This is a genomic window from Pseudomonas sp. AB6 (assembly GCF_034314105.1).
Taxonomy (GTDB): Bacteria; Pseudomonadota; Gammaproteobacteria; order Pseudomonadales; family Pseudomonadaceae; genus Aquipseudomonas.
Map to the genome: position 1 here is coordinate 3,800,269 of NZ_JAVIWJ010000001.1, position 23,278 is coordinate 3,823,546.

General features: G+C 53.7%; 21 protein-coding genes. 11 read left to right on the forward strand and 10 right to left on the reverse strand.

Features of this window, described 5'->3' with window-relative positions:
- Window positions 1-53: 53 nt before the first annotated feature.
- The 11 genes from RGW60_RS17965 (at window position 54) to RGW60_RS18010 (ending at window position 10,874) form a co-directional block, all read left to right on the forward strand.
- A complete protein-coding gene (locus tag RGW60_RS17965; RefSeq protein ID WP_322205837.1) occupies window positions 54-1,451 on the forward strand; it encodes an iron-containing redox enzyme family protein in 1,398 nt (465 codons plus the stop codon).
- The gene (locus RGW60_RS23860) at window positions 1,432-1,728 is read left to right on the forward strand and encodes a Rieske (2Fe-2S) protein (protein ID WP_369125095.1); all 297 of its coding nucleotides are present in this window, start codon (window positions 1,432-1,434) and stop codon (window positions 1,726-1,728) included. The genes RGW60_RS17965 and RGW60_RS23860 overlap by 20 nt, the downstream gene beginning before the upstream one ends.
- Window positions 1,729-1,776: 48 nt before the next feature.
- Window positions 1,777-2,745 (forward strand): 50S ribosomal protein L11 methyltransferase, encoded by a 969-nt coding sequence (locus RGW60_RS17970; protein WP_322205838.1) that lies wholly within the window; start codon window positions 1,777-1,779, stop codon window positions 2,743-2,745.
- A 57-nt stretch (window positions 2,746-2,802) separates the two neighbouring features.
- Window positions 2,803-4,089: an MFS transporter gene (locus RGW60_RS17975; protein WP_322205839.1), complete on the forward strand. Its 1,287-nt coding sequence runs from the start codon at window positions 2,803-2,805 to the stop codon at window positions 4,087-4,089.
- 14 nt (window positions 4,090-4,103) lie between these two features.
- Window positions 4,104-5,033 carry an alpha/beta hydrolase gene (locus RGW60_RS17980; RefSeq protein ID WP_322205840.1) on the forward strand — a complete coding sequence of 310 codons (930 nt, stop codon included), beginning with the start codon at window positions 4,104-4,106 and terminating at the stop codon, window positions 5,031-5,033.
- On the forward strand, window positions 4,982-6,304 hold the full coding sequence (locus RGW60_RS17985) for an ATP-grasp domain-containing protein (RefSeq protein WP_322205841.1): 1,323 nt from the start codon (window positions 4,982-4,984) through the stop codon (window positions 6,302-6,304). Before RGW60_RS17980 ends, RGW60_RS17985 begins: the two co-directional genes overlap by 52 nt.
- Window positions 6,301-7,209, forward strand: a complete 909-nt coding sequence (locus RGW60_RS17990; protein ID WP_322205842.1) for an alpha/beta hydrolase — start codon at window positions 6,301-6,303, stop codon at window positions 7,207-7,209. The genes RGW60_RS17985 and RGW60_RS17990 overlap by 4 nt, the downstream gene beginning before the upstream one ends.
- Complete coding sequence (locus RGW60_RS17995; RefSeq protein WP_322205843.1) at window positions 7,103-8,329, forward strand: FAD-binding oxidoreductase; 1,227 nt, start codon at window positions 7,103-7,105, stop codon at window positions 8,327-8,329. The genes RGW60_RS17990 and RGW60_RS17995 overlap by 107 nt, the downstream gene beginning before the upstream one ends.
- 41 nt (window positions 8,330-8,370) lie before the next feature.
- The gene (locus RGW60_RS18000; RefSeq protein ID WP_322205844.1) at window positions 8,371-9,066 is read left to right on the forward strand and encodes a M24 family metallopeptidase; all 696 of its coding nucleotides are present in this window, start codon (window positions 8,371-8,373) and stop codon (window positions 9,064-9,066) included.
- A 353-nt stretch (window positions 9,067-9,419) separates the two neighbouring features.
- Window positions 9,420-10,145 (forward strand): hypothetical protein, encoded by a 726-nt coding sequence (locus RGW60_RS18005; protein ID WP_322205845.1) that lies wholly within the window; start codon window positions 9,420-9,422, stop codon window positions 10,143-10,145.
- Between the two features lie 102 nt (window positions 10,146-10,247).
- Window positions 10,248-10,874, forward strand: coding sequence for a class I SAM-dependent methyltransferase (locus tag RGW60_RS18010; protein ID WP_322206963.1), 627 nt, complete (start codon window positions 10,248-10,250; stop codon window positions 10,872-10,874).
- Window positions 10,875-11,019: 145 nt separating this feature from the next.
- On the opposite strand, the gene RGW60_RS18015 is transcribed toward RGW60_RS18010, so the two are convergent.
- From RGW60_RS18015 to RGW60_RS18060, 10 genes are all read right to left on the reverse strand, one after another.
- Window positions 11,020-14,094 carry an efflux RND transporter permease subunit gene (locus RGW60_RS18015; protein ID WP_322205846.1) on the reverse strand — a complete coding sequence of 1,025 codons (3,075 nt, stop codon included), beginning with the start codon at window positions 14,092-14,094 and terminating at the stop codon, window positions 11,020-11,022.
- The gene (locus RGW60_RS18020; RefSeq protein ID WP_322205847.1) at window positions 14,091-15,161 is read right to left on the reverse strand and encodes an efflux RND transporter periplasmic adaptor subunit; all 1,071 of its coding nucleotides are present in this window, start codon (window positions 15,159-15,161) and stop codon (window positions 14,091-14,093) included. The genes RGW60_RS18015 and RGW60_RS18020 overlap by 4 nt, the downstream gene beginning before the upstream one ends.
- Window positions 15,158-16,276 carry an efflux RND transporter periplasmic adaptor subunit gene (locus RGW60_RS18025; RefSeq protein WP_322205848.1) on the reverse strand — a complete coding sequence of 373 codons (1,119 nt, stop codon included), beginning with the start codon at window positions 16,274-16,276 and terminating at the stop codon, window positions 15,158-15,160. The genes RGW60_RS18020 and RGW60_RS18025 overlap by 4 nt, the downstream gene beginning before the upstream one ends.
- 167 nt (window positions 16,277-16,443) lie before the next feature.
- The gene (locus tag RGW60_RS18030; protein WP_322205849.1) at window positions 16,444-17,463 is read right to left on the reverse strand and encodes an ABC transporter substrate-binding protein; all 1,020 of its coding nucleotides are present in this window, start codon (window positions 17,461-17,463) and stop codon (window positions 16,444-16,446) included.
- Between the two features lie 122 nt (window positions 17,464-17,585).
- Window positions 17,586-18,440 carry an ABC transporter permease gene (locus RGW60_RS18035; protein ID WP_322205850.1) on the reverse strand — a complete coding sequence of 285 codons (855 nt, stop codon included), beginning with the start codon at window positions 18,438-18,440 and terminating at the stop codon, window positions 17,586-17,588.
- Window positions 18,441-18,480: 40 nt separating this feature from the next.
- On the reverse strand, window positions 18,481-19,362 hold the full coding sequence (locus RGW60_RS18040) for an ABC transporter ATP-binding protein (protein WP_322205851.1): 882 nt from the start codon (window positions 19,360-19,362) through the stop codon (window positions 18,481-18,483).
- A 16-nt stretch (window positions 19,363-19,378) separates the two neighbouring features.
- A complete protein-coding gene (locus tag RGW60_RS18045) occupies window positions 19,379-20,275 on the reverse strand; it encodes a TauD/TfdA family dioxygenase (RefSeq protein WP_322205852.1) in 897 nt (298 codons plus the stop codon).
- A gap of 311 nt (window positions 20,276-20,586) precedes the next feature.
- On the reverse strand, window positions 20,587-21,369 hold the full coding sequence (locus RGW60_RS18050) for a MetQ/NlpA family ABC transporter substrate-binding protein (protein WP_322205853.1): 783 nt from the start codon (window positions 21,367-21,369) through the stop codon (window positions 20,587-20,589).
- Between the two features lie 196 nt (window positions 21,370-21,565).
- Window positions 21,566-22,504, reverse strand: coding sequence for a sigma 54-interacting transcriptional regulator (locus RGW60_RS18055; RefSeq protein WP_322205854.1), 939 nt, complete (start codon window positions 22,502-22,504; stop codon window positions 21,566-21,568).
- Window positions 22,505-22,588: 84 nt separating this feature from the next.
- Complete coding sequence (locus RGW60_RS18060; RefSeq protein ID WP_322205855.1) at window positions 22,589-23,170, reverse strand: alpha/beta hydrolase; 582 nt, start codon at window positions 23,168-23,170, stop codon at window positions 22,589-22,591.
- Window positions 23,171-23,278: the final 108 nt, after the last annotated feature.

Consider the following 23,278-nt stretch of genomic DNA (forward strand, 5'->3'; position numbering starts at 1 on the left):
TAATGAAATGCTTGGTTTTTAATCGACTGAATCTATGGCTTGGGAGTAATGCAATGGAACATGCATTGGGAAAAAATGACTTTGACAGTCGCATAGCGTGCCTAGGGAAGTTTGACATTTACCGCGACGGAGAATCCTGGACCGAGAAAACCAGTGTCTGGAAACGCCCTCTTCGACCGCAGGCATTTCCTTACATAAACTTTGAAAGCGTCACACGAGAAACACTGCTTAATTATTCATCTTTTACGATGAACCGCACGATGACGGCGCTTTATGAGCAGGACTTTCTTTATCTCCCGGACACCTCAGAACATATTGTCGCGGACCTGAAGATTGCTTATAACCCAGCATTGAGAACTCTTGCAGCCGACCTGATTCCCGACCTCGAATTAAAAGTCTTTGGAATTTTGCAAAATGAAGTAAACGTCGGCGGTGAATGGAACAAGGAACTGTTTCAGCGTTATTTAGCTACAAAGCTGGAGCCTTCAACGGAAATCGTCAACGATTCCCTCAGTTTGATTCATCTCGCCACTGACCAGCCACTGATGGTGCGCTTTCTGCTTATGCAACATGCGGTGGACTTTCTACCCGAATCGTCACACATGGCAAGGTTTGCAAAAGGCGATTATGGTGAAGCTCAATCAGCGATGTTTCGCGTACTTCTGGATGAGTTTGGCTATGGGAAACATGCAGCCAAACACAGCACGCTATTCAAGGAAACGCTAAAGTCTGTAGGGATGCTTGATAACTCACATGCGTATTGGAATTTTTATCTCAACTCATCACTTTTGAACAATAACTACTTCCACATGCTAACGCGAAGCCCCGAACGCTTTTTTGAATATGTCGGAGCGATCACCTATGCAGAAAACGCTTTCGGCCCGTACTGTGGGCGCGTCAAAACGTTAATACAGCACGTTTTCACTGAGGCCGATACGAGGTATTACACCGAACACGTTCATATCGATAGCTACCATGGCTCCATGACATTGAATGAAATTTTACTTCCCCTGGCAGACAGGTTTGGAGCTTCCATTTATCCCGACTTCGTTAAGGGTATAGAGATGGCCTGCATCCTCCAACACATCATGGAGGAGGATCTTTGCGCCCAAATCACTTGGATGAACAAACGCTCCGACTACCGCCAACTTGCCATGGACATCAAAGCCACTGTTCTGGCTAATATTGAAAATATACCGGTTGCCCATCTGAACGAGCCCAGAGGCGAACTTTCGGTTCCGCATGTACATGATGGGGACGAATTCTGCATCGTGGACGAAGGCCTACTTCGCTTTTGTCATGGCCCTGACTGCTTCAGCGATTTGGCTGCGGGCGAGTGCGTCGTGATCGCACGCAACCGGCTCCATGGGGCCTTGGTGCTTTCCGAGAATTGCAAGTACAGAATCCTTTCCATTGGGGACTATCGTCAGTATGCAACTTATAGCCTTTGATCGTTCGAACAGCGTGACGGTTATCAAGACAGCCCTAAAATACATACAGATGCTACGTGGCGAGGAAGGTGAAATAAAGTTTAAGGATATGACATGCCAACACCGAGGTGGTCCCTTGACGCATGGTCTTGAGGATGACAATTGGGTTACATGTCCATGGCATGGCAGAAAAACAAGAAAGTGCCACATTCGTTATCTGGATATTCCATACGTTGAAAACAGAAAAACTGTGTGGGTTGGGCTTCAGGATTTCGAACGTCTCATTAAGAACGTCTGATCAATAACTACCTTTAGTAGTTACGCCTAATTTTCTCGGAGATGTAACATGTTGAGTGAAAATAGTGAACCCGTTTTTAGCTCTAACACCGTTGACATGACCGATCATTCTGCCGACAGCATTCCTCGGTGGCACTTTGCAATGCTGAACGATCAGCAACGTAATCAAGCATTTTTTGATGCCATTGAAGCTACTGATTTTTCCGGAAAAAACGTTTTAGACATTGGCACTGGCTCCGGGCTGTTAGCCATGCTGATTGCTCAGAAGGGTGCAAAACATGTTTATACCTGCGAATGCAATATGCGGGTAGCTGTCAAGGCCCGGGAAATCATTCGAGTCAATGGGCTTGAACATAACATTACCGTAATTAATAAACTTTCCACCGACCTCGTTTCCGGAATTGATATCCCTCTGGACATGGATGTTATGATTTCAGAAACAGTCGATTGTGGTTTTTTCGGAGAGGGATTCGGCTACGCGCTACTTCATGCACAGCGTGAGTTACTAAAGCCTCATGCTGAAGTGATCCCTGCAGCCGTAAAACTTCATGCCTGTTTGTTATCCAGCCAGGATGTAGCCAACCTGAACTATGTCTATGATGATATTTTTGGCCTGGATGTCAGTGCGTTTAACAATTTCAGAACGGCGGGGTATTTTCCGGTTCGCCTACAAACTTGGCCGCATCGGTTAGTGAGTAACACCGCGGAGTTTTATAGCGCTCAATTTGGAACCAGTTTTTCCTTTGATGAATCCTCGCAGGTGACTTTTACGGCTGATGCTAATGCACTGGCTCATGGGATTGTTTTTTGGTTCGACCTTTATCTTAAGGAGGATAACTGCCTGTCCAATGATCCTCACAACAATCGCTCTCACTGGATGCAGGCCGTCCAGTTGTTCGATTACCCAATCTATGTCAGAAAAGGACATGACTACCAAGTACCTTTATCCATCAGCTGTGGCGGGGTCCAGTTCGGGAAAAATCTGTCACCGAGCCTACTTGAAAGTATCGCCAGTTGATATTTTCGGCCGCCCCGAATACGGGGCGGCTAACTTTAATACATCAGGAGATGCAGGATGGACACTGATAAAACAGACCCAGTGCGGCGCACCGCACATAAAAATTTCAACTTGCTATGGTCTGGTCAATCTCTGAGCCTGTTTGGTAATCAGTTTCTAGTTATTGGGCTACCACTTCTCGCGGTGCAAACAGTAGGGGCTTCAGCCGCCCAAGCGGTTTTGCTGCCCTTTGTAATGTTTATTCCCTTCCTGCTTTTCGGACTTCCGGTAGGGGCGTTGGTCGACAGACTGCCGAAACGAAAAACCATGGTCTTGGCGGACCTGATTCAGATGGTCGTGTATTCAGGCATTGCATTACTGTCGATTAAAGGCCTGATGACGTTCCCCGCACTGATGGCGTTGGTGTTTGTTGCAGGGACCGCAACCGTTTTTTTCCAAGTGGCCTATAACTCATTCCTGCCGCAAATATATTCAGGGGCGTCTGAGCTTCAAAAGGGAAACGCCAAGCTGTTCTTTTCCGAATCGGTTGCGCGCACATTGGGACCTGTAGCAGCGGGCCCTTTGATTGCTGTATTTGCCCCGCCGATTGCGATTCTCCTTAATGGCGGTTCTTTCCTGGTGTCTGCGCTCACGTTAGGGGCCATTCGAAATGTCGACGCCGCGCTGGATTTAACGAAGCCGTTGCCTTTAAGCACATCCATCGTGGCGGACATAAAGGCCGGCCTGAAATTTGTATTTTCACACCCCAAACTGGAACCCGTGTTTTTATGCGGGGCGGTTTACGTTCTGTTTCTCACCTTCATTGAAACCAGTCTGGTTCTTTATTGTAAGGACGTTCTTTTGCTCTCCCCCAGCGCCATCGGCCTGGTGATAGGCGCGGCAGCCGCAGGATTTCCTGTCGCCAACCTCATCTCATCTAGATTAATGAATCACTTCGGTATTTCCCGCACGCTGGTCATTGCCGCAGCGACTTCTGTTTCCGGGCTGTTTCTAATTGCCGTTTTCGGCGCCTCGGGTTCGATTGCAGGCCTCATAGCCGCCAGTGTGCTTCATGGTTTGGGCGAAGGTGTGTTTGGTCCAACCTCGCTGACGTTGAGGCAGACAGCCACTCCGTTAGCTCTGTTGGGAAGAGTGAACTCAGTGCAACGTTTCATGATCTGGGGAGCCATTCCTTTAGGCAGTGTATTGACCTCGCTAGTCATTAAATACATTGGACTTGAATGGACCCTGTGGTTCGGCGGAATAGGCACCGTACTGTGCCTGCTGCCACTCATCCGGCGTGGCATTCTCGCCGATATGCGCGAGCCTAATACAACGCTACGTCCTGGTACTACTAACAGCTGACGGAAGAATTGCTAATGACCTACGCTCCCGGTATTGAAGAGTTTGTAAATCGTTGTAACGCAGTAATGCCACCCGACTCCTACACCTATCCTCTAGATGAACAACGACGCCTATATCAAAGCCTTATTGTGGAGTTTCCCTATGAAGTTCCTGTTGATGTGCACTGGAGCCAGCAGGATGTGACACATAACGGCACCAGCATTCGATTTAGGCTTTACGAACCTTTGCAGCCGAGCGAAGGACTGGTCCTTTACATCCGAGGAGGTGGCTTTGTCTTGGGCTCTCTGGACACCCATCATTGCGTTGCAGCCGAGATCGCATCCAAAGCCCAGGTGAAGGTTATGGCCGTAGATTTCAGACTGGCACCGGAACACCCATTTCCCGGCGCGCTGGAAGACTGCTATGACGCACTGGTGTACGCATGCGAAAACGCTGAAGCCATTGGAATAGATGCTCGAAAAATAGTCATCGCAGGTGACAGTTCGGGAGCCAATATGGCGGTGGTGGTCGCCATGATGTGCCGTGATCGCAATGGTCCCAAGCTTGCTGGACAGGCGCTGATCAGCCCTGTTCTAGATTTCACCCGATGGATAAACGGCGGCGATGACGCCCCCTTGCTTACCGGCGCAGAGATGGAGTTTTACACGGCCTGTTACTCTCCGGACCCCGAAACCGCTTCACATCCTTATGTGTCTCCATTGATCGCTGGCGATTTTGGCGGGTTGCCCAAGGCCTATATCATGGGCGCCGAAATGGACTCACTCGCCATCGACGCCGAGCAATACGCAAGACAGTTGCAGACCCAGGGTACTGAGGTTGAGTTGGTCATTGAACCTGGCATGGTGCACGCCGCTATTCGCGCACGGTCCCTAAGCCCCACGGTGCAGGATGCATGGAATCGCTACTGCCTGAAGATCAGCGAATTGTTGAGGACCGCATCATGACCACGGCCACTGAGCGTTACGCCGTAATCGTGGACCCTTATTCTTCCGGTAGCTTATTCGCCAACGAATTTGCGCAGCTGGGCTGTAAGGTCATTGCGGTGCTCTCCTCTGTCGAACCGCCGGATGTCTATGCCGCCTCCTACAGACCTGCGGATTTTGCCTTTGTGCGTGTTGCGTGCGCGGCGGATCTAGCGCCACTCATCAATGAATTGCGTCATTACAAACCGTTCTGCGTGTTGACTGGCTGCGAGTCTGGTGTGGAGCTGGCCGAACAGCTTGCTCCGCTGCTCGTCCCCGAGTTTTCGAATGCGGTTGAACTAGCCCCAGCCAGACGTGACAAGGGCTTGATGGCCCAGGCAGCGATCAATGCCGGCGTTACGATGATGAAGCAGATCTGCACGGATGATTTTTCCCACGTGAAAAATTGGGTGTTCGAAAGCGGACTTGCGGGCAAGAGTCTGGTCGTCAAACCACCCAAGAGTGCCAGCACTGACGGTGTCAGCAAGATCTATGCAGGCGTGGGTCTGGAGAACGCGTTTTTCGGGCTCCTCGACAAGCCCAATCGGCTGGGAATTATAAATGACCGCGTGTTGGTCCAAGAGTATTTATCCGGCACCGAGTACGTTGTCGATACGTTCAGTCACGCTGGCATTCATACCGTTTGCAGCGTATGTAAATATACGAAGCTGGAAAGTACTCATGGAATGGCCATCTACGATCGAATGGATTGGGTCAGTGCTGATCAGGCCGTTATCGAACCCCTCGCGGCGTACGCCGAGCAGGTGCTGAACGCGTTGGGTATGTTCTGGGGAAACGCTCATATTGAAATTATGCTGACAAGCGACGGCCCCAGGCTGATAGAACTCGGGGCACGACCTCACGGGGGTGGGCACCCAAGACTTTGCTTTATGGCTACAGGAGACAGTCAGGTTCACCGCTCCGTGAAATTTTTTGCCGGGGGCGTGGTTCCGTCAACGCGCTATAACCTCCTTAAGCATATGACCGTGGTCTTTTTCAGGGCTCTCACGCCGTCAGTGGCCAGAAACGTGAGTCGGTTGCATGCCCTTGCAGCACTCTCAAGTTATGTCGACGCAAGCATACAAATCAAAGAGCACCAGACAGTGCCTGCCACTCAGGATTTATTCGCGACGCTGGCTTTAGGATTTGTAGTGTTGGCACACCCTGATCCACTTCAACTGGAGCGAGATATCGTGGCCGTTCGACAGGCGGAAAGTTCGGTGTTTCAGGAATGCGCACAGGGGGTTGCATGACTGATCATATAAAGCACGCTCCGGGCGAACTTCATGAAGTGCGAGGAAAAAGGCTTTGGGTTGAGCAGGCTGGAGAAGGTGAGCCCTTGATGTTATTGGCAGGGCTCGGTCCTGCGGGGTCGCATGCGATTTTTCACCCCCACTTTGATGACTTGCATAATGACTTCCGGGTGATCTATGTCGATCTCTGCGGTCGTGGTCGCTCTGACAAACCGGACGACTTGACGGATATTACTTTCGAGCAGGATGTACTTGATATAACTGCCTTGATTGAGCGGATCTGCCCTAATGGAGCCCATCTGTTTGGCTTTTCGTACGGAGGGCTGATTAGCCTGAAAGTCGCGCTGGATCGGCCCGACCTGGCGCGCTCACTGATCTTGTGCAACTCATTGCACAGCCCGGACATGTGGCAGAAAAACCACGAAAACATCAATAAGGTTATTGAGCATCAGCTACCTGAGTTATGGGCACAGATAAGTCGGTTACGGGGTCTTGGTGAGCGGTCCACTTCGCCTCAGATGCAGGCCTTGTTTGCCAAGGCAGCCACCGTTGTCAGGTTCTACAACCCGGAGAACGCCAACAGACTTCTAACTGAACCCGGATCACGTAACACAGAACTCTACCCGGTATTCTGTGGCGTCGATGTTGATTTCAATATAGGGGGCCAGTTGTTGGATATTCCGGATTTCAGGCCTTTTCTAAAAGACCTGAAGATCCCTACCAAGGTGTTGGCCGGACGTTATGACCGGGCGCTTTACCCACTGCTGCAACTCGACTTCAACAGCGGACCGGTCGAGCTTGAGTTTCTCGATCGCAGCGGCTCGTTCTCCTTTATTGAAGAAACCGAAAAAGTTTTGCGTCTCGTTAAAGCGCATTGCCGTATCAAATCAGGTTGCAACGGGTAAGTGTGGTATCACCATTAAAGGACTCGGGTCCATGCAACCTCTTGAACAGGACATTGACACTCACTTATATCGCGCGGTTTCAGTGACCCGGCTGAGTCTACATATTTCAATTTTGCTGCTGGCCCCGTTAGCTGCAGCGACGTTGAAATACCGTGCTGGCCAGTACGTGAATATCGAATTACCCGACGGAACACAGCGGTCGTATTCACCTGCCACTCAACTGCGCACTGACGGATATCTTGAACTGCATGTTCGAGTATTTCCCAATGGAAAATTCTCGCAACTTGTTAAACAGGGGGTTGAAGCTCTTAGTGTGCTGAAAGTGCGCGGCCCTTTTGGAAGCTGCGTATGGGAATACTCAATGGATGAAACAGGCCCTGCTATTTTTCTAGCGACCGGTACGGGTATCGCACCGATTAGAGCCTTGATCCAAGAAGCTTTAGCCTGCGAAAAAGCGAGAGAACTGTGGCTGTATTGGGGAGGTCATGTGAAAGAAGATCTTTATCTTTCCCAAGAGTTCGTGGAGTTCGAAGGTCGCTTTCCACATTTTCACTTTGTGCCTGTAGTAAGCATCGAGGGGAACACTGCTCAGGCTGCATCCCGACATGTGCACCGAGTCGCTTCGCTACAACATAAATCACTTGCGCAGGCATGTGTATATGCCTGCGGTTGCCCGGATATGGTCAACGCCGCGGGCGCGCTTCTGTATGAAAAGAACGCTCTGCGCATGTCGCGCTATTACACGGACCCCTTCATTGCGTCTACCACAGTTCAATCGTGGCCCAATTGCACGTCATCGAAAGACCTAGGTGCGAAGATCACTGTCCGCGTTGCGCGTCCGGGCACCGCTGTCCCTGAAGAGCTGCGCATATTTCCGGATGGCACGCTGATGACCGCTCTGCGTAGCGCTCATCTGATTGACGGCGTTTGCGGGGGGCAACAGTCATGTGGCACCTGTCGGCTGACGCTAAACAAGACCTGGTTTGAAGCGCTGCCCAAGCCTGCCAGATCCGAAGCTCGACTCCTCAGTACGCTGCTCAATTCAGGCCCATTGGATCGACTGGCTTGCCAAATTTTCCTGAACCCCGGACTGGACGGAATGCAGGTTTTTACCCCATGAAAATCACCTGTTAACCAACAATCTCCACTTGAGGTAATACCATGTTGAATCACGACAATCAGGATGATTTAGAGGCGGTAGGCAAGCATTACAATGCCCGCAATATGATCATGGTCCGCCAAATGACTCGGGACGCCATTCTAGAAATTGCGCAACAGATCAAGCCGGGCATGATTGAGGAAGAGGCGCTTGAGCTTGCCAAGGATGTCCTGGCCGAACGCGACATGCTTCGTGGATGGCACGGGGTCTTCGTCCGTTTCGGACGCAATACCACTAAGACATTCGGCTCCCCCTCCGAGAGCGGAGTCGTGCTAGGCAAGGATGATATTTTTTTTATTGATATCGGCCCGACGTGGAAAGAGTGGGAAGGCGATGGTGGTCAGACATTCGTCACTGGCCGGGATGAAGAAAAAGCGCGGTGCGCTAAAGACTCACGGACGATATTCCATGAGGTTCGCCAACATTGGTTGACCACCGAGGCGTCAGGCAAAGAGCTCTATCAATTGGCGATCAAGGCCAGTGAGCGACGCGGATGGGTTTTGAACATGGACCTCGATGGTCACAGGCTTTCTGATTTTCCTCATGCGGCCATTTACGGCGGCGCTATGGCAGACATCGAATTCACGCCAAGTAGCCATTTATGGGTATTGGAAATCCACATTCGAAACGCTGAAAATACCTTCGGGGCATTTTTCGAAGACATGCTTCTGGGAGACGAGCATTTCGTCGAGTGCTGACTGATGTCCAGGCAAATGAGGCGGTTTGCTGATTGCCAAGGACAGGGGCGGATGGACAGCTGAGCGAACACATCACTCAGCTTTTTGCCGCATCGATCTACGGGTGTTCTGTTCAGGTTTCTAATTTTTGCAACGTTACCAAGTAGGACGCGGCATGTACTTTCCAGCGACCTACCAATCAAGCCGGCGTAGGAATAATCTGATTCGCTTGCCCCCTCCGTTATTCTGCTATCCCTCTCCTTGACACGCATTCCCATTCACTCTTAGCTAGGCCCGGCAAATCTAAAAACGGATCAACAAGGTTTATCATGCGGCATAAATTAATCGGCCGCGGGTAATAAGGAGTCTCGAACATGGACAGTGCGACCCTAACTTCCCATCGCATCAAGTTGTTTGCGCCATCGCTGCCGCAAGCCAACAAATTTGGTATCAGCGCCGCTGCCGCTGCGCATCTGATGATAACTATCAGGCCCTACGCAAAAATGGATGATGGTGACTTAATCTCCCTCTTTTGGGACGGTTGTTACGTGGCCTCGAAGTGGCTGACCGCCGATGATATCGGTCAGCCGCTAAGTTGGCGGGTGCCGGAAAGTTTTGTGCAAAGCGGCACTGCCACTATCTGGTATGAAGTCCAGAAAGTTGGCATACGTCCCACGCTTTCGCCAAGCAAAAGTGTACTAATCAAGCTTGATCAACCTGGTGGGAATCTTGCGAGCAAGTGTATTGAGGAAAATCAAAGCCTCACCCCGCTGAAAATTTCAGACGCGTTGCTTCGAAAAGGTTTGACCGCTAAGCGACTCAAAAAAGGCGTGGCATTGACGATCGAGGCGTATCCCAATATGGCGGCCAACGACGCCATCACCCTGCGCTGGGGCGATGTGCGAATGGATCTGCCCGCGATCAATCCACACGATGTCGGAAAGCCCATCACGGTAAAAGTACCCCCTGCGATTATTCTGGAAGCGGGCGAAGACCCGTCGCTGGAAATCACTTATTGCGTTATCGACCTAGTAGGCAATAACTCCCGCTGGGCACCTACTCGAGTACTCAGCGTTCCGCCCTTTAGAAGCGATCCCTAGCACTTTTATTTTTGTTCCAAAAACATGTCCATCTTGGTAACCCTTGAAGAAACGCTGAGCAAGGGTATATTCAGCGCCTATCTATGCCCAGACAGACTCGCCATGAAACTCGATCCGCAGGACCTCGCACAAATAACCGCCGCCACTGTCGCCCATTACAACGCGGTCGCCGACGAATTTCGTGAAGGTTCTTGGAGTCATGACGTTAGCCAGAACATTGCCGCGTTGCTCAGGCATATCGAAGGCAGCGCGCCGTTGCGGATTCTGGATTTTGGCTGTGGGCCGGGACGCGATCTCAGAACATTCGCCGCCATGGGGCATATTGCGGTAGGGCTAGATGGTTCCGAGCGCTTTGCCAAAATGGCCCGTGAAGAGACCGGCTGTGAAGTGCTGCAACAGAACTTTCTTGAGCTGGACCTGCCCGCCAGGCGCTTCGATGGCGTCTTCGCCAACGCCGTGCTATTCCATGTGCCACGCCAGGAGCTGCCCCGCGTCTTGCGCGAACTGCACGACGCATTGGCCCCGCGCGGCGTCCTGTTCAGCTCCAACCCGCGGGGCGAAAACATAGAAGGCTGGAACGGCAGCCGCTATGGTTCCTACCACGACCTGGAGAACTGGCGTGCACTGCTCAGTGAAGCGGGATTTACCGAGCTGGAACATTATTTCCGACCTGAAGGTTTACCTTTGGAACAACAGCCTTGGTTGGCGAGTGTGTGGCGTAAGGTTTAAAAACGGCGCGTTTGTCAGTCGGACAATCAGGGAGCACAAAGACAGTTGTTGCTCCAACGGATTATGTAATGCCGAATTCTGTGATCTGGCTCCAATTCTGTGGGATCAAAGTGTTCCACTCGCAATTGCTGGCTCAGCCCCAATTCTAGTTTTCCGCTTGCGCTTCGTCCCGCTGCTCCTTGCTCGGTTCTTCAATCCTGTACCACGCAACATACAACGCGGGCAGGAACAGTAAGGTCAGCAGGGTCGCGATAATAATCCCGCCAATCATGGCGTAGGCCATGGGGCCCCAGAACACTTCCCGGGCGATGGGGATCATCCCTAAGCTGGCCGCCGCTGCGGTCAGTAGGATGGGCCGACGGCGGTGTTGCGTCGCTTCGACTACCGCGTCCCACGGCAAATAATCGTCGCGTTCATAGGCGTCAATTTGCGTCACTAGAATCACCGAGTTGCGGATGATGATGCCGATTAACGCGAGAATTCCGAGGATCGCGACAAAGCCCATAGGTGTGCCAGTCGGGATCAGCGCCAGTACCACGCCGATCAGCCCCAGTGGCGCGACGCTGGCGACCAGGAACATCTTCTGTACGCTCTGCAACTGGATCATCAAGAAAGTCGCCATCAGGAACACCATCAGCGGCACTACCTTGGCAATCGGCCCTTGAGCCTTGCCGCTCTCTTCTACGGTGCCACCGGTAGCGACTTTGAAGCCCACCGGCAATCCGCTGGCGAACTTGTCGATGTCAGGTTTGAGTTGCTTCACCAAGTCAGTGGGTTGAATTGTATCGCTTACGGCGGCTTTAACAGTGACGGTGGGCTTACGGTCTCGACGCCACACCAACGGTTGCTCCAGCTCATAACGCACCGAGGCAAATGCCAACAAGGGGATAGACGTGCCGCTGGACGTAACGATTTGTAGGTTTTGCAAGGTCTCGGGCGTACCGCGCTCAGCATCTTCGGCGCGGCCCACGACATTAATCAGGTAAATGTCGTCCCGCACCTGAGTAACAGACGAGCCGGTAACGATGCTGTTCATCAACTGCGCCACGTCTTGAGACGACAAACCCAGCTGTCGGGCCTTGTCCTGAGCGATGTCGATGCGCAGCACTTTGCCCGGCTCGTTCCAGTCGTAGATCACTTCGCCAATATGCGGGTTGCGATTGAGCAGGGTCGCCAGTTCAATCGCATGTTGCCGGACTAGGTCGATGTCCTTGCCGCTCACCCGATATTGAATCGGACGCCCTACTGGAGGCCCCATTTCCAGCGGCTGTACATAGCTGCCGATACCGACGAAGTCATCACGCAGGCGTTTTTTCAAGCGGTCGGTCAACACGCCACGCTGTTCAAGGCTTTTGCTGACGATCACCAATTGCGCGTAATACGGGTTTTCCAGTTGCTGATCCAGCGGCAGATAAAAACGCACCGCGCCCTGGCCAATGTAAGTGCTCCAGCGTGCGATGTCCGGGTCGTCCTTGAGCGTGGCTTCAAGGCGGTCCACCACTTTACGAGTTTCGTTAATCGACGCGCTTTGCGGCAGGTTCAAGTCCACCAGAATTTCCGGGCGGTCCGACGAGGGGAAAAACTGGTTCTGTACAAAACGCATGGAGAACACCGCCAACAAAAACAACAACACAGTGATGAGGATCGTCCACCAACGGTTGCGCATCGCCAACAGCATGCCGCCATTGAACGCCCTTGCGAGGCGTCCCGGTTTTTCCGACTTCTTTTTAATGTTCTCGCTGAGGATATGCACGCCAATCACCGGCGCGAACAACACCGCGACCACCCACGACACCAGCATCGCCACGGCAATAACCGCGAATAAGGTGAACGTATATTCCCCGGCAGAGCTGGCGTTGAGACCAATTGGCACGAACCCGGCAACAGTCACCAAGGTGCCGGTCAACATCGGAAACGCGGTCGAGGTATAGGCGAAGGTGGCGGCCTGCTCCTTGCTTTCTCCCAGCTCTAAACGGGTGACCATCATCTCGACGGTGATCATGGCGTCGTCCACCAACAGGCCAAGGGCAATAATCAATGCGCCCAAAGATATCCGCTGCATGGTGATGCCGCTGTATTCCATGAAGACGAAGACCATCGCCAACACCAACGGAATCGAACAGGCGACCACCAAACCGGCCCGAACACCGAGGCTGATAAAGCTGACGATCAATACAATGACCACCGCTTCAAACAGCGCGCTGGTGAATCCGCCAACGGCCTTCTCCACCACTTGCGCCTGATCCGATACGTTGTGTACGCCGACGCCCACAGGCAGGTCGGCAGTGGCGTTGTCCATCTGTGAGTGCAGGGCTTTACCGAACTCCTGGATGTTGCCGCCTTTCTGCATGGCGATGGCCAAGCCAATGGCAGGCTTGCCGTTGAAGCGAAACATCGGTGTTGGTGGGTCTGTGTAACCACGGCTGATGTCGGCAATGTCGCTCAGGCGGTAGAAACGGTCGTTAAGCCTCAAGTTGACCGCTTCGAGGTCTTTTTCCGACGCAAATTGGCCCGAGGTACGCACCGTAATCCGCTCCGGTCCGGCTTCGATAACCCCGGCCGGAGTGACCGTGTTTTGCGATTGCAGGCTTTGCACCACCTGACGCTGATCCAGGCCCAACGCCGCCAGCTTGCGGGTGGAGAAATTCAGATATAGCACTTCGTCCTGCTGGCCGATCATCTGGACCTTGCCCAGCCCCGGTACGGCCCGGATGTCGGCCCTGACTTGCTCGACGTAATCGCGCAACTGGCGCATGGACAGACCGTCAGAGGTGAACGCATAGATTGAGCCGTAAACGTCACCAAACTCGTCGTTGAACGCCGGTCCTTGAATGCCTTGGGGAAAGCTACCGCGAATGTCGTTGATCTTCTTTCGTACTTGGTACCAGATTTCCGGAATCGCCTTGGCATTGGTGGTGTCACGCAAAAAAACGAAGACCGTCGATTCCCCTGGCCGGGTGTAACTTTTCACGTAAGCGAGGGAGTCCAGCTCCTCAAGCTTTTTCTCGATACGGTCGGTGACTTGTTCCAGGGTTTCATCGACCGTTGCCCCGGGCCAGCGCGTCTGAATGACCATGGTTTTGATGGTGAACGAAGGGTCTTCTTCACGCCCCAGGTTCAGGTACGAAAATACTCCCATCAACAGCCCGACGAACATCAGGTACCAGACAAACGACTGGTGTTTTATGGCCCAATCGGACAGGTTGAATGTCCCTTTCATCGTAGGGCGTCCTTATCGATTTTAACTTTCTGGCCGGGTTTGAGGCTGTTCACACCCGCACTGACCACCCGCTCACCAGCCTTCACTCCAGCCGCCAACACCACGCTGTCATCCTCCCGGCTGATGACCTGGACCTCACGTGGAGATACGGTCTGGTTCTGCACGTCGACGATCCAGATTTGCGTCTTACCATCGACGTTCTGTACAGCATTAATAGGCAGCTGCACGCGGGGCTCGATGGCCGTGGAGAGGGTAACGCTGATGGCGGTGCCAAGACGAAACGCGGAGGGTGTTTCAGTTAGCGTCAAGCGGGCGCGACGGGTGCGGGTCGAGCGCTCGGCTTGTGGCTCAATTTCGCGCAACGTGGCGGTGGTGCTGATGTCAGGCGCCAACTGAGCCGCCACCTTGAACTCCACGCCCTTGTGCAGCGTATCCACCAAGGACGCCGGTAGATCAATTACCGCTTCCTTGATGTCAGGCTGGGCCAGTGTCACCACGTCTTGACCGGCGCTGACCACCTGCCCGGCCTCGACCTTCCAGTTAGTCACCACCGCCGCATGATCGGCACGCAGGTCGCTGTAATTAAGCTGGTCCTGCGCCTGCGTGACTGCCGCACGAGCTTGCTCCAACGAAGCGCCGATGGTGCGTAAATCAGTCTGGGCAATATCCAGCTGTGCCTGAGCGCCGACGCCTCGGTCGAACAACTCTCTCTGACGACGCGCATTGGCTTGGGTGTTGATCCACTGCGCTTCGATTCGCGCCAGATCACTTTGACGGCCACGCAGGTTATTTTGCTGATCCGTGGGATCAAGGGTCGCTAATAACTGACCATTCTTCACTTCACTACCAACATCCACACTGCGTTGGGCTATACGTCCCGACACGCGAAAGCCCAGCGTGCTCTCATAGCGAGCTTGAATATTTCCCGCAAAACGCCCAAGGCTCTCCACAGATGCCGGCTGGACCTCGATATACAGCACCGGACGCGCCGGTTCGGGCGCAGGTTCGGACTTGCTACAAGCGCTCATCATAAGGCTGCTCAGCACCATCAGGGTCAGGCGCGTCATGGCTGCACCTTCGCGGTCGCGGGCTGCGGTGTTTGGGCAATTTCAACCTGCATATCCGGGTGCAGCAGTTGGCCCCCGGCAACCACTACCTTTTCGCCACCGCTCAACCCCTCGCTGATAATCACGCTGCCGGTCAAATAACGGCTGACTTTGACCGCGTGCAAATTGACGATTCCTTGGTCGTCGACCACCCAAACGGCGGGCTGCCCAAGCTGATCACCGAGGCCTTTGGTCAATGCCGCCCACGGCAGCTGGACGCTGGCTTTGGCCGGCACGCTCAGGGCGGCACTGACCACCGAGCCCAGTTCCATACCCGCCGGTAATTGGGTGAGGGTGATTTTGACTTGCAGCGTACCGGTTTGCGCAGAGACGGCGGGGGTGACTTCGCGAACCTTGCCGATCACCTTAACAGTGGGGTTATCGAGCAAGGTCACTTGTACCGTCTGGTCGGTGGGAGGATCGACGAACAGCGATTCGTAGACATTGAATACCGCGTCGCGCTGGCCATCCCGCGCCAGGCCAAAAATCGGCACAGTGGCCAGTACCACCTGCCCGACTTCCGACTGCCGCGCCGTGATAATGCCCGGCGCGTCTGCCACCAGTGCGGTGTAACTCAACTGCTCACGGGCATTAGCCAACTGCGCTTGAGCGGCCTTCAGCGCACTCTGGCTACTGCGCAACGCCGCCTGAGCCGAGTCGTACTCACTGCGGCTGGTATAGCCCTTGGGCAGTAATTTTTCCTGACGAACAAATGCCGCGCTGGTCTGTTGGACCCGAGCCTGCTCAGCGGCTTGGGCAGCGACGGCTGAATCAACGCTGGTTTGTAAGTCTTTGGGATCTAATTTGGCGAGAATTTGCTTGGCCGACACCCGATCACCAACGTCGACCATCCGCTGGATGATCTTGCCGCCCACTCGGAACGACAATTGAGTCTGCACCCGTGCCTCAATATCGCCCGTCAGCGACACGGCGGCAGCGAAGTCCGCCGTCTTCACCTGTTGGACATAAACCCTTGGCCGTTGCGGCTCCTGCGGCTTTTTTTCCCCGCACCCGACCAATAAGCCAAGCACCACGCTCAAGCTGATCACAGCAAATTTTGATCGATGAACGGGCATGCAGGCTCCTTTGCAAATGCCATGACAGACACGCGGTACAGGTTGTAAGAAATCACATCTAAATCTGAGGTATGCGACTGTGAGCGTAGATCAGGGTTCCGTCACTGACACAACTCAAAGCTCATGGAAATAAGTGGGTGTCACGCGAGTCCAGACAGACACTGATATCAGCTACCCGGCGTGCCGTGCACTTGTTCAAAGAAGTAGTCTTTCCAGCTGTCAGCCTTGTTTTTCAATACGCCTAATTCCTGCAACTTGCTGGCATAGATAAACGTGCGTTGCGGCGTGATGGTGAAGTCGATTTCTGGATCAGCGACGATTTTTTCCACCAGAGCCAGGGGTAATTTCGACTGCTCTACGCGTACGTAAGTCTGGGCGGCAGCGGGCTTGTCAGCCTTGATGATGTGCTCGGCTTCAGCCAGCGCGTCGTAAAAGGCTTTGTAGGTCTTTGGGTTTTCGTCATGAAATTTCTGGGTGGTGTAGAGCACGTTAAACGTGGCCTGACCGCCGAGCACGTCATAGGAGCTTAAAACCTTGTGGACTTTCGGGTTTTCCAATTCCTGGTACTGGAACGGCGGGCTAGAAAAGTGAGCGTTTAGCTCAGAGCCACCCGCAATCAGCGCGGCGGTTGCATCCGGGTGCGGGAGGCTGACCGAAATGTTGTCGAATTTTTTAAACTCAGCCTTGCCGAACACTTTGGCGGTTTCGATCTGCAACGTCCGGGACTGGAAGCCTACGCCCGCAGCCGGGACGGCAATCCGGTCCTTATCGGTGAAGTCTTTCAAGGTCTTCACGTCTGGGTTGATGCTGAGCAGGTAATTAGGCATCGAACCCAACGAGGCGATGGCTTTGACGTTCTGCTTGCCCTTTGTTCGGTCCCAGACCGTGAGCATCGGCGGCACGCCAGCTGACACTACGTCAAGCGCACCTGCCAACAAGGCTTCGTTCATGGCGGTGGCACCGGAGATGCTGTTCCAGTCGACCGCGATGTCCAGCCCCTGCTCCTTGCCATGCTTTTCGATCAAGTGCTGATCGCGGACGACATCAAGAATCAGGTAGCCGATACCAAACTGCTGGGCGATGCTGATTTTGCCCTCAGCGTGCGCACCACCGCTGAGCAGTGCCCCGAATAGGCTGAGCGTTGCCGCGAGGGTGGTAAGCGCCGGACGCTTGAACGATGTGGCCATGAAATTCTCACCAAGAATGAATACGACAGGCCGGTAGTCCGGCGACGCATATAGCTTACAGTTAGCTATCAGCGATAAATAAATAGGATTTTGGAATAACAACAGCTTAAAAAAAGCCAGTATTAGCGCTGCATGCCCCAGCGTTTTATGGTCAGGCGTTCGATATTGTTGAACAGCAAGTTTTCCACTAGCAGTCCAATCAGGATGACTGCAATCAGCCCGGCGAAGACCTTATCGGTGTAAAGCTCATTACGGTTTTGATAGATGTACCAGCCCAAACCACCTTTTCCCGACTGGGCACCAAATACCAATTCGGCGGCAATTAGGGTGCGCCAAGCGAATGCCCAGCCAATTTTCAAACCGGACAAAATCGAAGGCAGCGCTGCCGGAATCAAAATGTACCCAACGAAGCGCAAACCCTTGAGACCGTAGTTGCGCCCCGCCATGCGCTGGGTTTCCGAAACCCCGAGAAATCCCGTGTAAGTGTTCAGCGCCAAGGCCCATAGAACCGAATGCACCAACACGAAAATCAGACTGCCTTGGCCCAAGCCGAACCACAGCAGTGACAAGGGCAACAGCGCGATGGCGGGCAAGGGATTGAACATCGCCGTGAGGGTGCTGAGCAAATCGCGGCCCAACTGTGTCGATACAGCAAGGGTGGTCAGCGCAAACGCCAGGACGATGCCAATCAAGTAGCCCTTGATCAGGACCGACAAAGAAATTCCCACCTTACTGAGCAGCTCCCCGGTGATGATGCCGTCATACAACGCGCTGGCGGTTTGCAGCACGCCGGGTAGTAACAGGTCATTGTTGGTGTAACGCGCCGCCAGCTCCCAGATCAGCGCCAGAGCAATGAGGATCACTGATTTACGCACCCAGCTCATTTGCCCTATCTTTTGCGCCAACGGGATGTCACTCACCAGATCCTCTTGAGTAAAAGGCTCCAGCGTGACCTCGTATTCCTGTCGAATGGTCATGTTTCGAATTCTCTTGGGAGGCCCTTGAAATAAGGGGGCGTCAGTAAGCGATGTGAACATCCTGAAAGCGCACGTCGCGCTCGACCGGCTCAGGTTCACCCTCATCAAACAGCAAGCGATGAATGCGCTGCGCGGTGCGTTGAAAATCCGCGCTGCCGGGGCTTTTCAGGCCGAATTGATGGCTGTTGATTTCCGCGCGGACCCGGCCGGGATGGGGTGACAGCAAGAGAATTCGATTACCAACGACCAACGCTTCTTCGATGGAGTGGGTGACAAACATCAAGGTAAACCGCACCTCTTCCCACAACTCCAGCAACTCTTCTTGCATCTTGCGGCGGGTCAACGCATCAAGCGCGGCGAAGGGTTCGTCCATCAGCAGGATTTTTGGCTGCATGGCCAACGCCCTGGCAATGGCGACCCGGGCTTTCATACCACCGGACAAGGTGTGCGGGTAGGCATCGGCGAAAGCACTGAGGCCGACTTTCTCCAAGTAATAACGCGCCCGCTCTTCGGCTTCGCGGCGCTTCAACGTGCGCGAAGCCAGCAAGGGAAACATCACGTTCTGAATCACGGTTTTCCAGGGCGGTAACTGATCGAATTCCTGAAACACCACAATCCGATCCGGCCCAGGCTCGGTGACGTGCACCCCCGCCAAGCGGATCTGCCCTTCGCTGGGCTGAATGAACCCGGCGACGGCTTTGAGCAGTGTCGACTTGCCGCAACCCGATGGACCGAGCAGAACGAATCGGTCGGCGGGATCGATTTCAAAACTCACTTGATGGGTCGCCCGCACGACCCGTTCAGGCGTGCGGTATTCCAAGCTCACGCCTTGGACATGCAACAGTGCTTCAGCGGTGGGCTGATTGATCTGTGGCAGGGTCAAGCGTTCGCTAGCCGTGTGGCTTTGCAAAACAGCATTCATTACGCGGCTCCTTCGATTAGAACGATGCATCACCTTGGATGGTGGTACGCAACAGCTTGCGGCGCAGTTCAGGCGGGCAACCGGTGGCCAAGTGAATCAATGAGCGGTTATCCCAGAACACCAAATCATCCGGCTGCCATTGGTGCCGGTAGACATTCTCTGAGCGAATGCTGTGGGCGTAGAGCTGATCCAGCAAGGCGCGGCTTTCGTCTTCGGGCAAGCCGACGATGCGTGTGGTAAAGCCTTCGCTGACGAACAAGGCTTTACGGCCAGTTTCTGGGTGCGTGCGGACCACCGGGTGGGTGACTTCGGCGACCTGCGAAAGCTGCTCGCCGGTCAGTGTCGGGCGCCAGCTGGCGGCGTTTTTACCTTCGGCGTAACGCGCGGTATAGGAATGCACCGCCACCTTGCCTTCAACCGCCTCACGCAACGTTTGCGGCAGCGTGTCCCAGGCCAGGTGCATGTCGGCGAACAAGGTGTCGCCGCCTTCGCTGGGCAGCTCTTGGGCGTAAAGCATCGAGCCCAAGCTTGGCAGCTCTTTGTAAGAAAGGTCCGAATGCCAGTACTTGCCCGCATCGCCCAAACCTAACGGCTGACCGTTTTCGACGATGTTCGAGACAATGAGTATTTCCGGGTGATTGGCTAACAAGAACTGTTTGAGCACGTGGATTTGCAGGATGCCAAAACGGCGGCTGAAATCGATCTGTTGCTGCGGCGTGATGTGTTGGTCGCGAAAAACGATGACGTGGTAGTCCAAGTGCGCTTGGTGAATGCGGGCGAAGTCGTCGTCATTGAGTGGACGAGACAAATCCAGCCCCACTATTTGCGCACCAATTTTCCCTTCAAAGGGACGAACGTCAAATGCCTGGCTGACTGCGTTTTTGGCTGAGGAAACTGGGGAGGCTGCTGACATGAAAACTCCGACTCCGAATGACTGGGCGAATAAGAGTTGGAACTTTATAGCTATAAAAAACTTAATTTAAATACTTTAAGTGCATATCAATAGCACTGGAAGCGCTAGCAACTGAAAGACGGTGCCCATTCGTCAGTGCGCAACTCAACCGTAAACACGGTATTTTTTGTAGGGACCAACTTGTTAGCTAAAGACGCCACTTGGTAATTCAGGTAAGCCGCTTGGCGAACAAGTTCGCTCCTACTGATTCGAACAAAAACGCCGACGCTGTGTAAGCCGTCGGCGTAAAAACAGTATTGCTTGAATCTGTATCAGAACGCCGGTAGTACCGCGCCGTCGTACTTCTTGGCAATGAACGCTTTGACTTCAGGGCTGGTCAGCGCTTTGGCCAATTTCTGAATCGCGACGCTGTTCTGGTTATCAGGGCGAGCCACCAGGAAGTTCACGTAAGGCGAATCGGCGCCTTCAAGAATCAGTGCATCCTTTTTAGGGTTCAGTTTTGCTTCCAACGCGTAGTTGGTGTTGATCATGTCCAGATCAACTTGATCCAGCGCGCGTGGCAGCAAGGCCGATTCCAGCTCGCGGAATTTCAGGTGCTTGGGGTTGGTCGCGATGTCTTTCGGCGTTGCCAAGGCGTTGGTTGGATCTTTCAGGGTGATCAAGCCAGCTTTCTGCAGCAGCAGCAGGGCGCGACCAGCGTTGCTGCCTTCGTTCGGGATAGCAACGGTGGCGCCGTCTGGCAGGTCAGCCAAGCTTTTGAATTTTTTCGAGTAACCGCCGAAGGGTTCAACGTGAACGCCGATTACCGTCACCAAGTTAGCTTTCTTGCCGGTGTTGAAGCCGTCCAGGTAAGGCTTGGTTTCGAAGTAGTTAGCGTCTAGACGTTTTTCGAATACTTGTACGTTCGGCTGAACATAGTCGCTGAAAACCTTAATTTCCAGGTCCACACCTTCTTTGGCCAGCTGAGGCTTGATCAACTCAAGAATCTCGGCATGGGGAACGGCTGTTGCGCCGACAACCAGTTTTTCACCGGCGTGGGCCAAGCCAATCGAAAATGCAGCCGCCAAAGCGGTCAATAACAACGTCTTTTTCATGCAGAGTCCTTAGCGAAAATCGCAGCCGTCAACGTTGACAGCGTTTAGATAGATTTGCCACCGGTCTGGCTTCACGACTAAAGACCGGCGGCGTGGAGCGGACATTACCGATATTTGTTATTCCATGACAATAATTTTTACTATGATCGTTATGCTATTTAGTGCGAATGACAGCTAAACGCCATTATCTTCGCCGCTAAGTGACACGCTTGGTTAGCTCAGCGAGTAATTGTTTTAATTCAGCCAGTTGGCCCACCTCTGCGCTGGCAAATAATCGCTCAGCTCGCCTTCTGATCTGGCTAACCGGGCCTATAGCGTCCGGTAAGTTGAGGTGCTCAGGAAGTACCTCGTCGCCGCTGCTTACTAACAGTGCAAAGTGAATGACATTTTCAAGCTCACGAGTGTTGCCGGGCCAACTATGCAGTTCAAGCACCTGCTGGGCAGCTTCACTGATCAACGGCACGGGTAGGTTCAGGCGCTGGCTGTAGATACCCAGAAAGTATTCGGCCAACGACAAAATATCCCCCACCCGCTCGCGCAAAGCAGGCAGCTCAAGACTGCCTTCACTCAAATAGTGGAAAAGTCGTTCATTGAATTTCCCGACTGCCACCGCCTGCGCCAGATCGATACTGGTGGCCGCTACCAAACGCACGTCCACCGGGCTCGGTTGCTGGGCGCCGACGCGGGTCACTTCATGGTTTTCCAGCGCGGCCAAGAGCTTGGTCTGAATTGGCAACGGGAGGTCGCCAATTTCATCCAGGTATAAAGTTCCGCCATTGGCCGAGCCAAACCAACCCGCGCGGCTGCTGACTGTGCCGCTGTGTGCGCTGGCGGTATAACCGAATAGTTCGGCATCGGCGTAACTGGGGCTAATGGCGCCACAATTCACCGAAACAAAGAGCCCCGCCCGATCACTGCCACGGTGAATATGCCGGGCCAGCAGTTCCTTGCCGCTGCCGGTCTCGCCCCGGATCAATACGGGCAAACTTCGGGGAGCCAGACTTTCCAGCTCTTCGGGCAATTGACGTGAGCGTGGGTCGACAAAGACCAAGGCTTTGGCACGAATGCTCAGCGGGCTTTTTTCTGCATCGGGAAAGGTCGGCAATGGCTGGCCGAAAGTTTCGTGAAGGCTCATGGCGAACTCCCGCCTGAGTCCTTACGGCGGCTCAAGCGTTAAAAGTAAACAGCAGGCCCAAACGGCCCGACGAGAAATTTAGATTCAAGCGCGGCGAAGCGTGTGCAATTCGATTCGATTTTGCAGGCGGTATAAATAGGCGAATCCCTGCTCCCAGCGTCGGTGCCCAGACTTCACATTGATGTGCCCTGCCCCACTAAGAAGGCCCACTTCAGCCCCCCAATTAAGCGCCAGCGTCCGGGCGCGCTCGGTGCTAACCGCCGAGTCGTTGTTCGAAGTGACCACCTGAGTGGGAAACGGCAGTAGCTGAGTAGGAATCGGCGCGAAGTTACGTAGCGCGGGCGCGCACGTCGGCCGCTCGACATCGGCCGGTGCGACCAGTAAGGCACCGCGCACCTGTTGCAGCGATTGCCGGGACGCCAACGCAGCCCAATGCGCAACGGTGATGCAACCCAAGCTGTGAGCAATCAGAATCACCGGCGTACTGTCAGCGGTAATTGCACACTGCAACTCATCCACCCAGTCTTCAAGGCGCGGTTTAAGCCAGTCGGCCTGCTCCACCCGCGCACTGTTGGGTAAGCTGTGCTGCCAATGCGTCTGCCAGTGATCGTCTGGCGAACCTTGCCAGCCCGGCACTATCAGATAGCGGATCGATTCGTTGCGCATGGGGCATCTCCTGCACGTTGCGTTCAAGGGCAAAGTATAGAGACGGGGGATATATTCGTTTAGGAATAAAAAACTATTTATTAAGATCGTAAAAGAATAACCCACTGT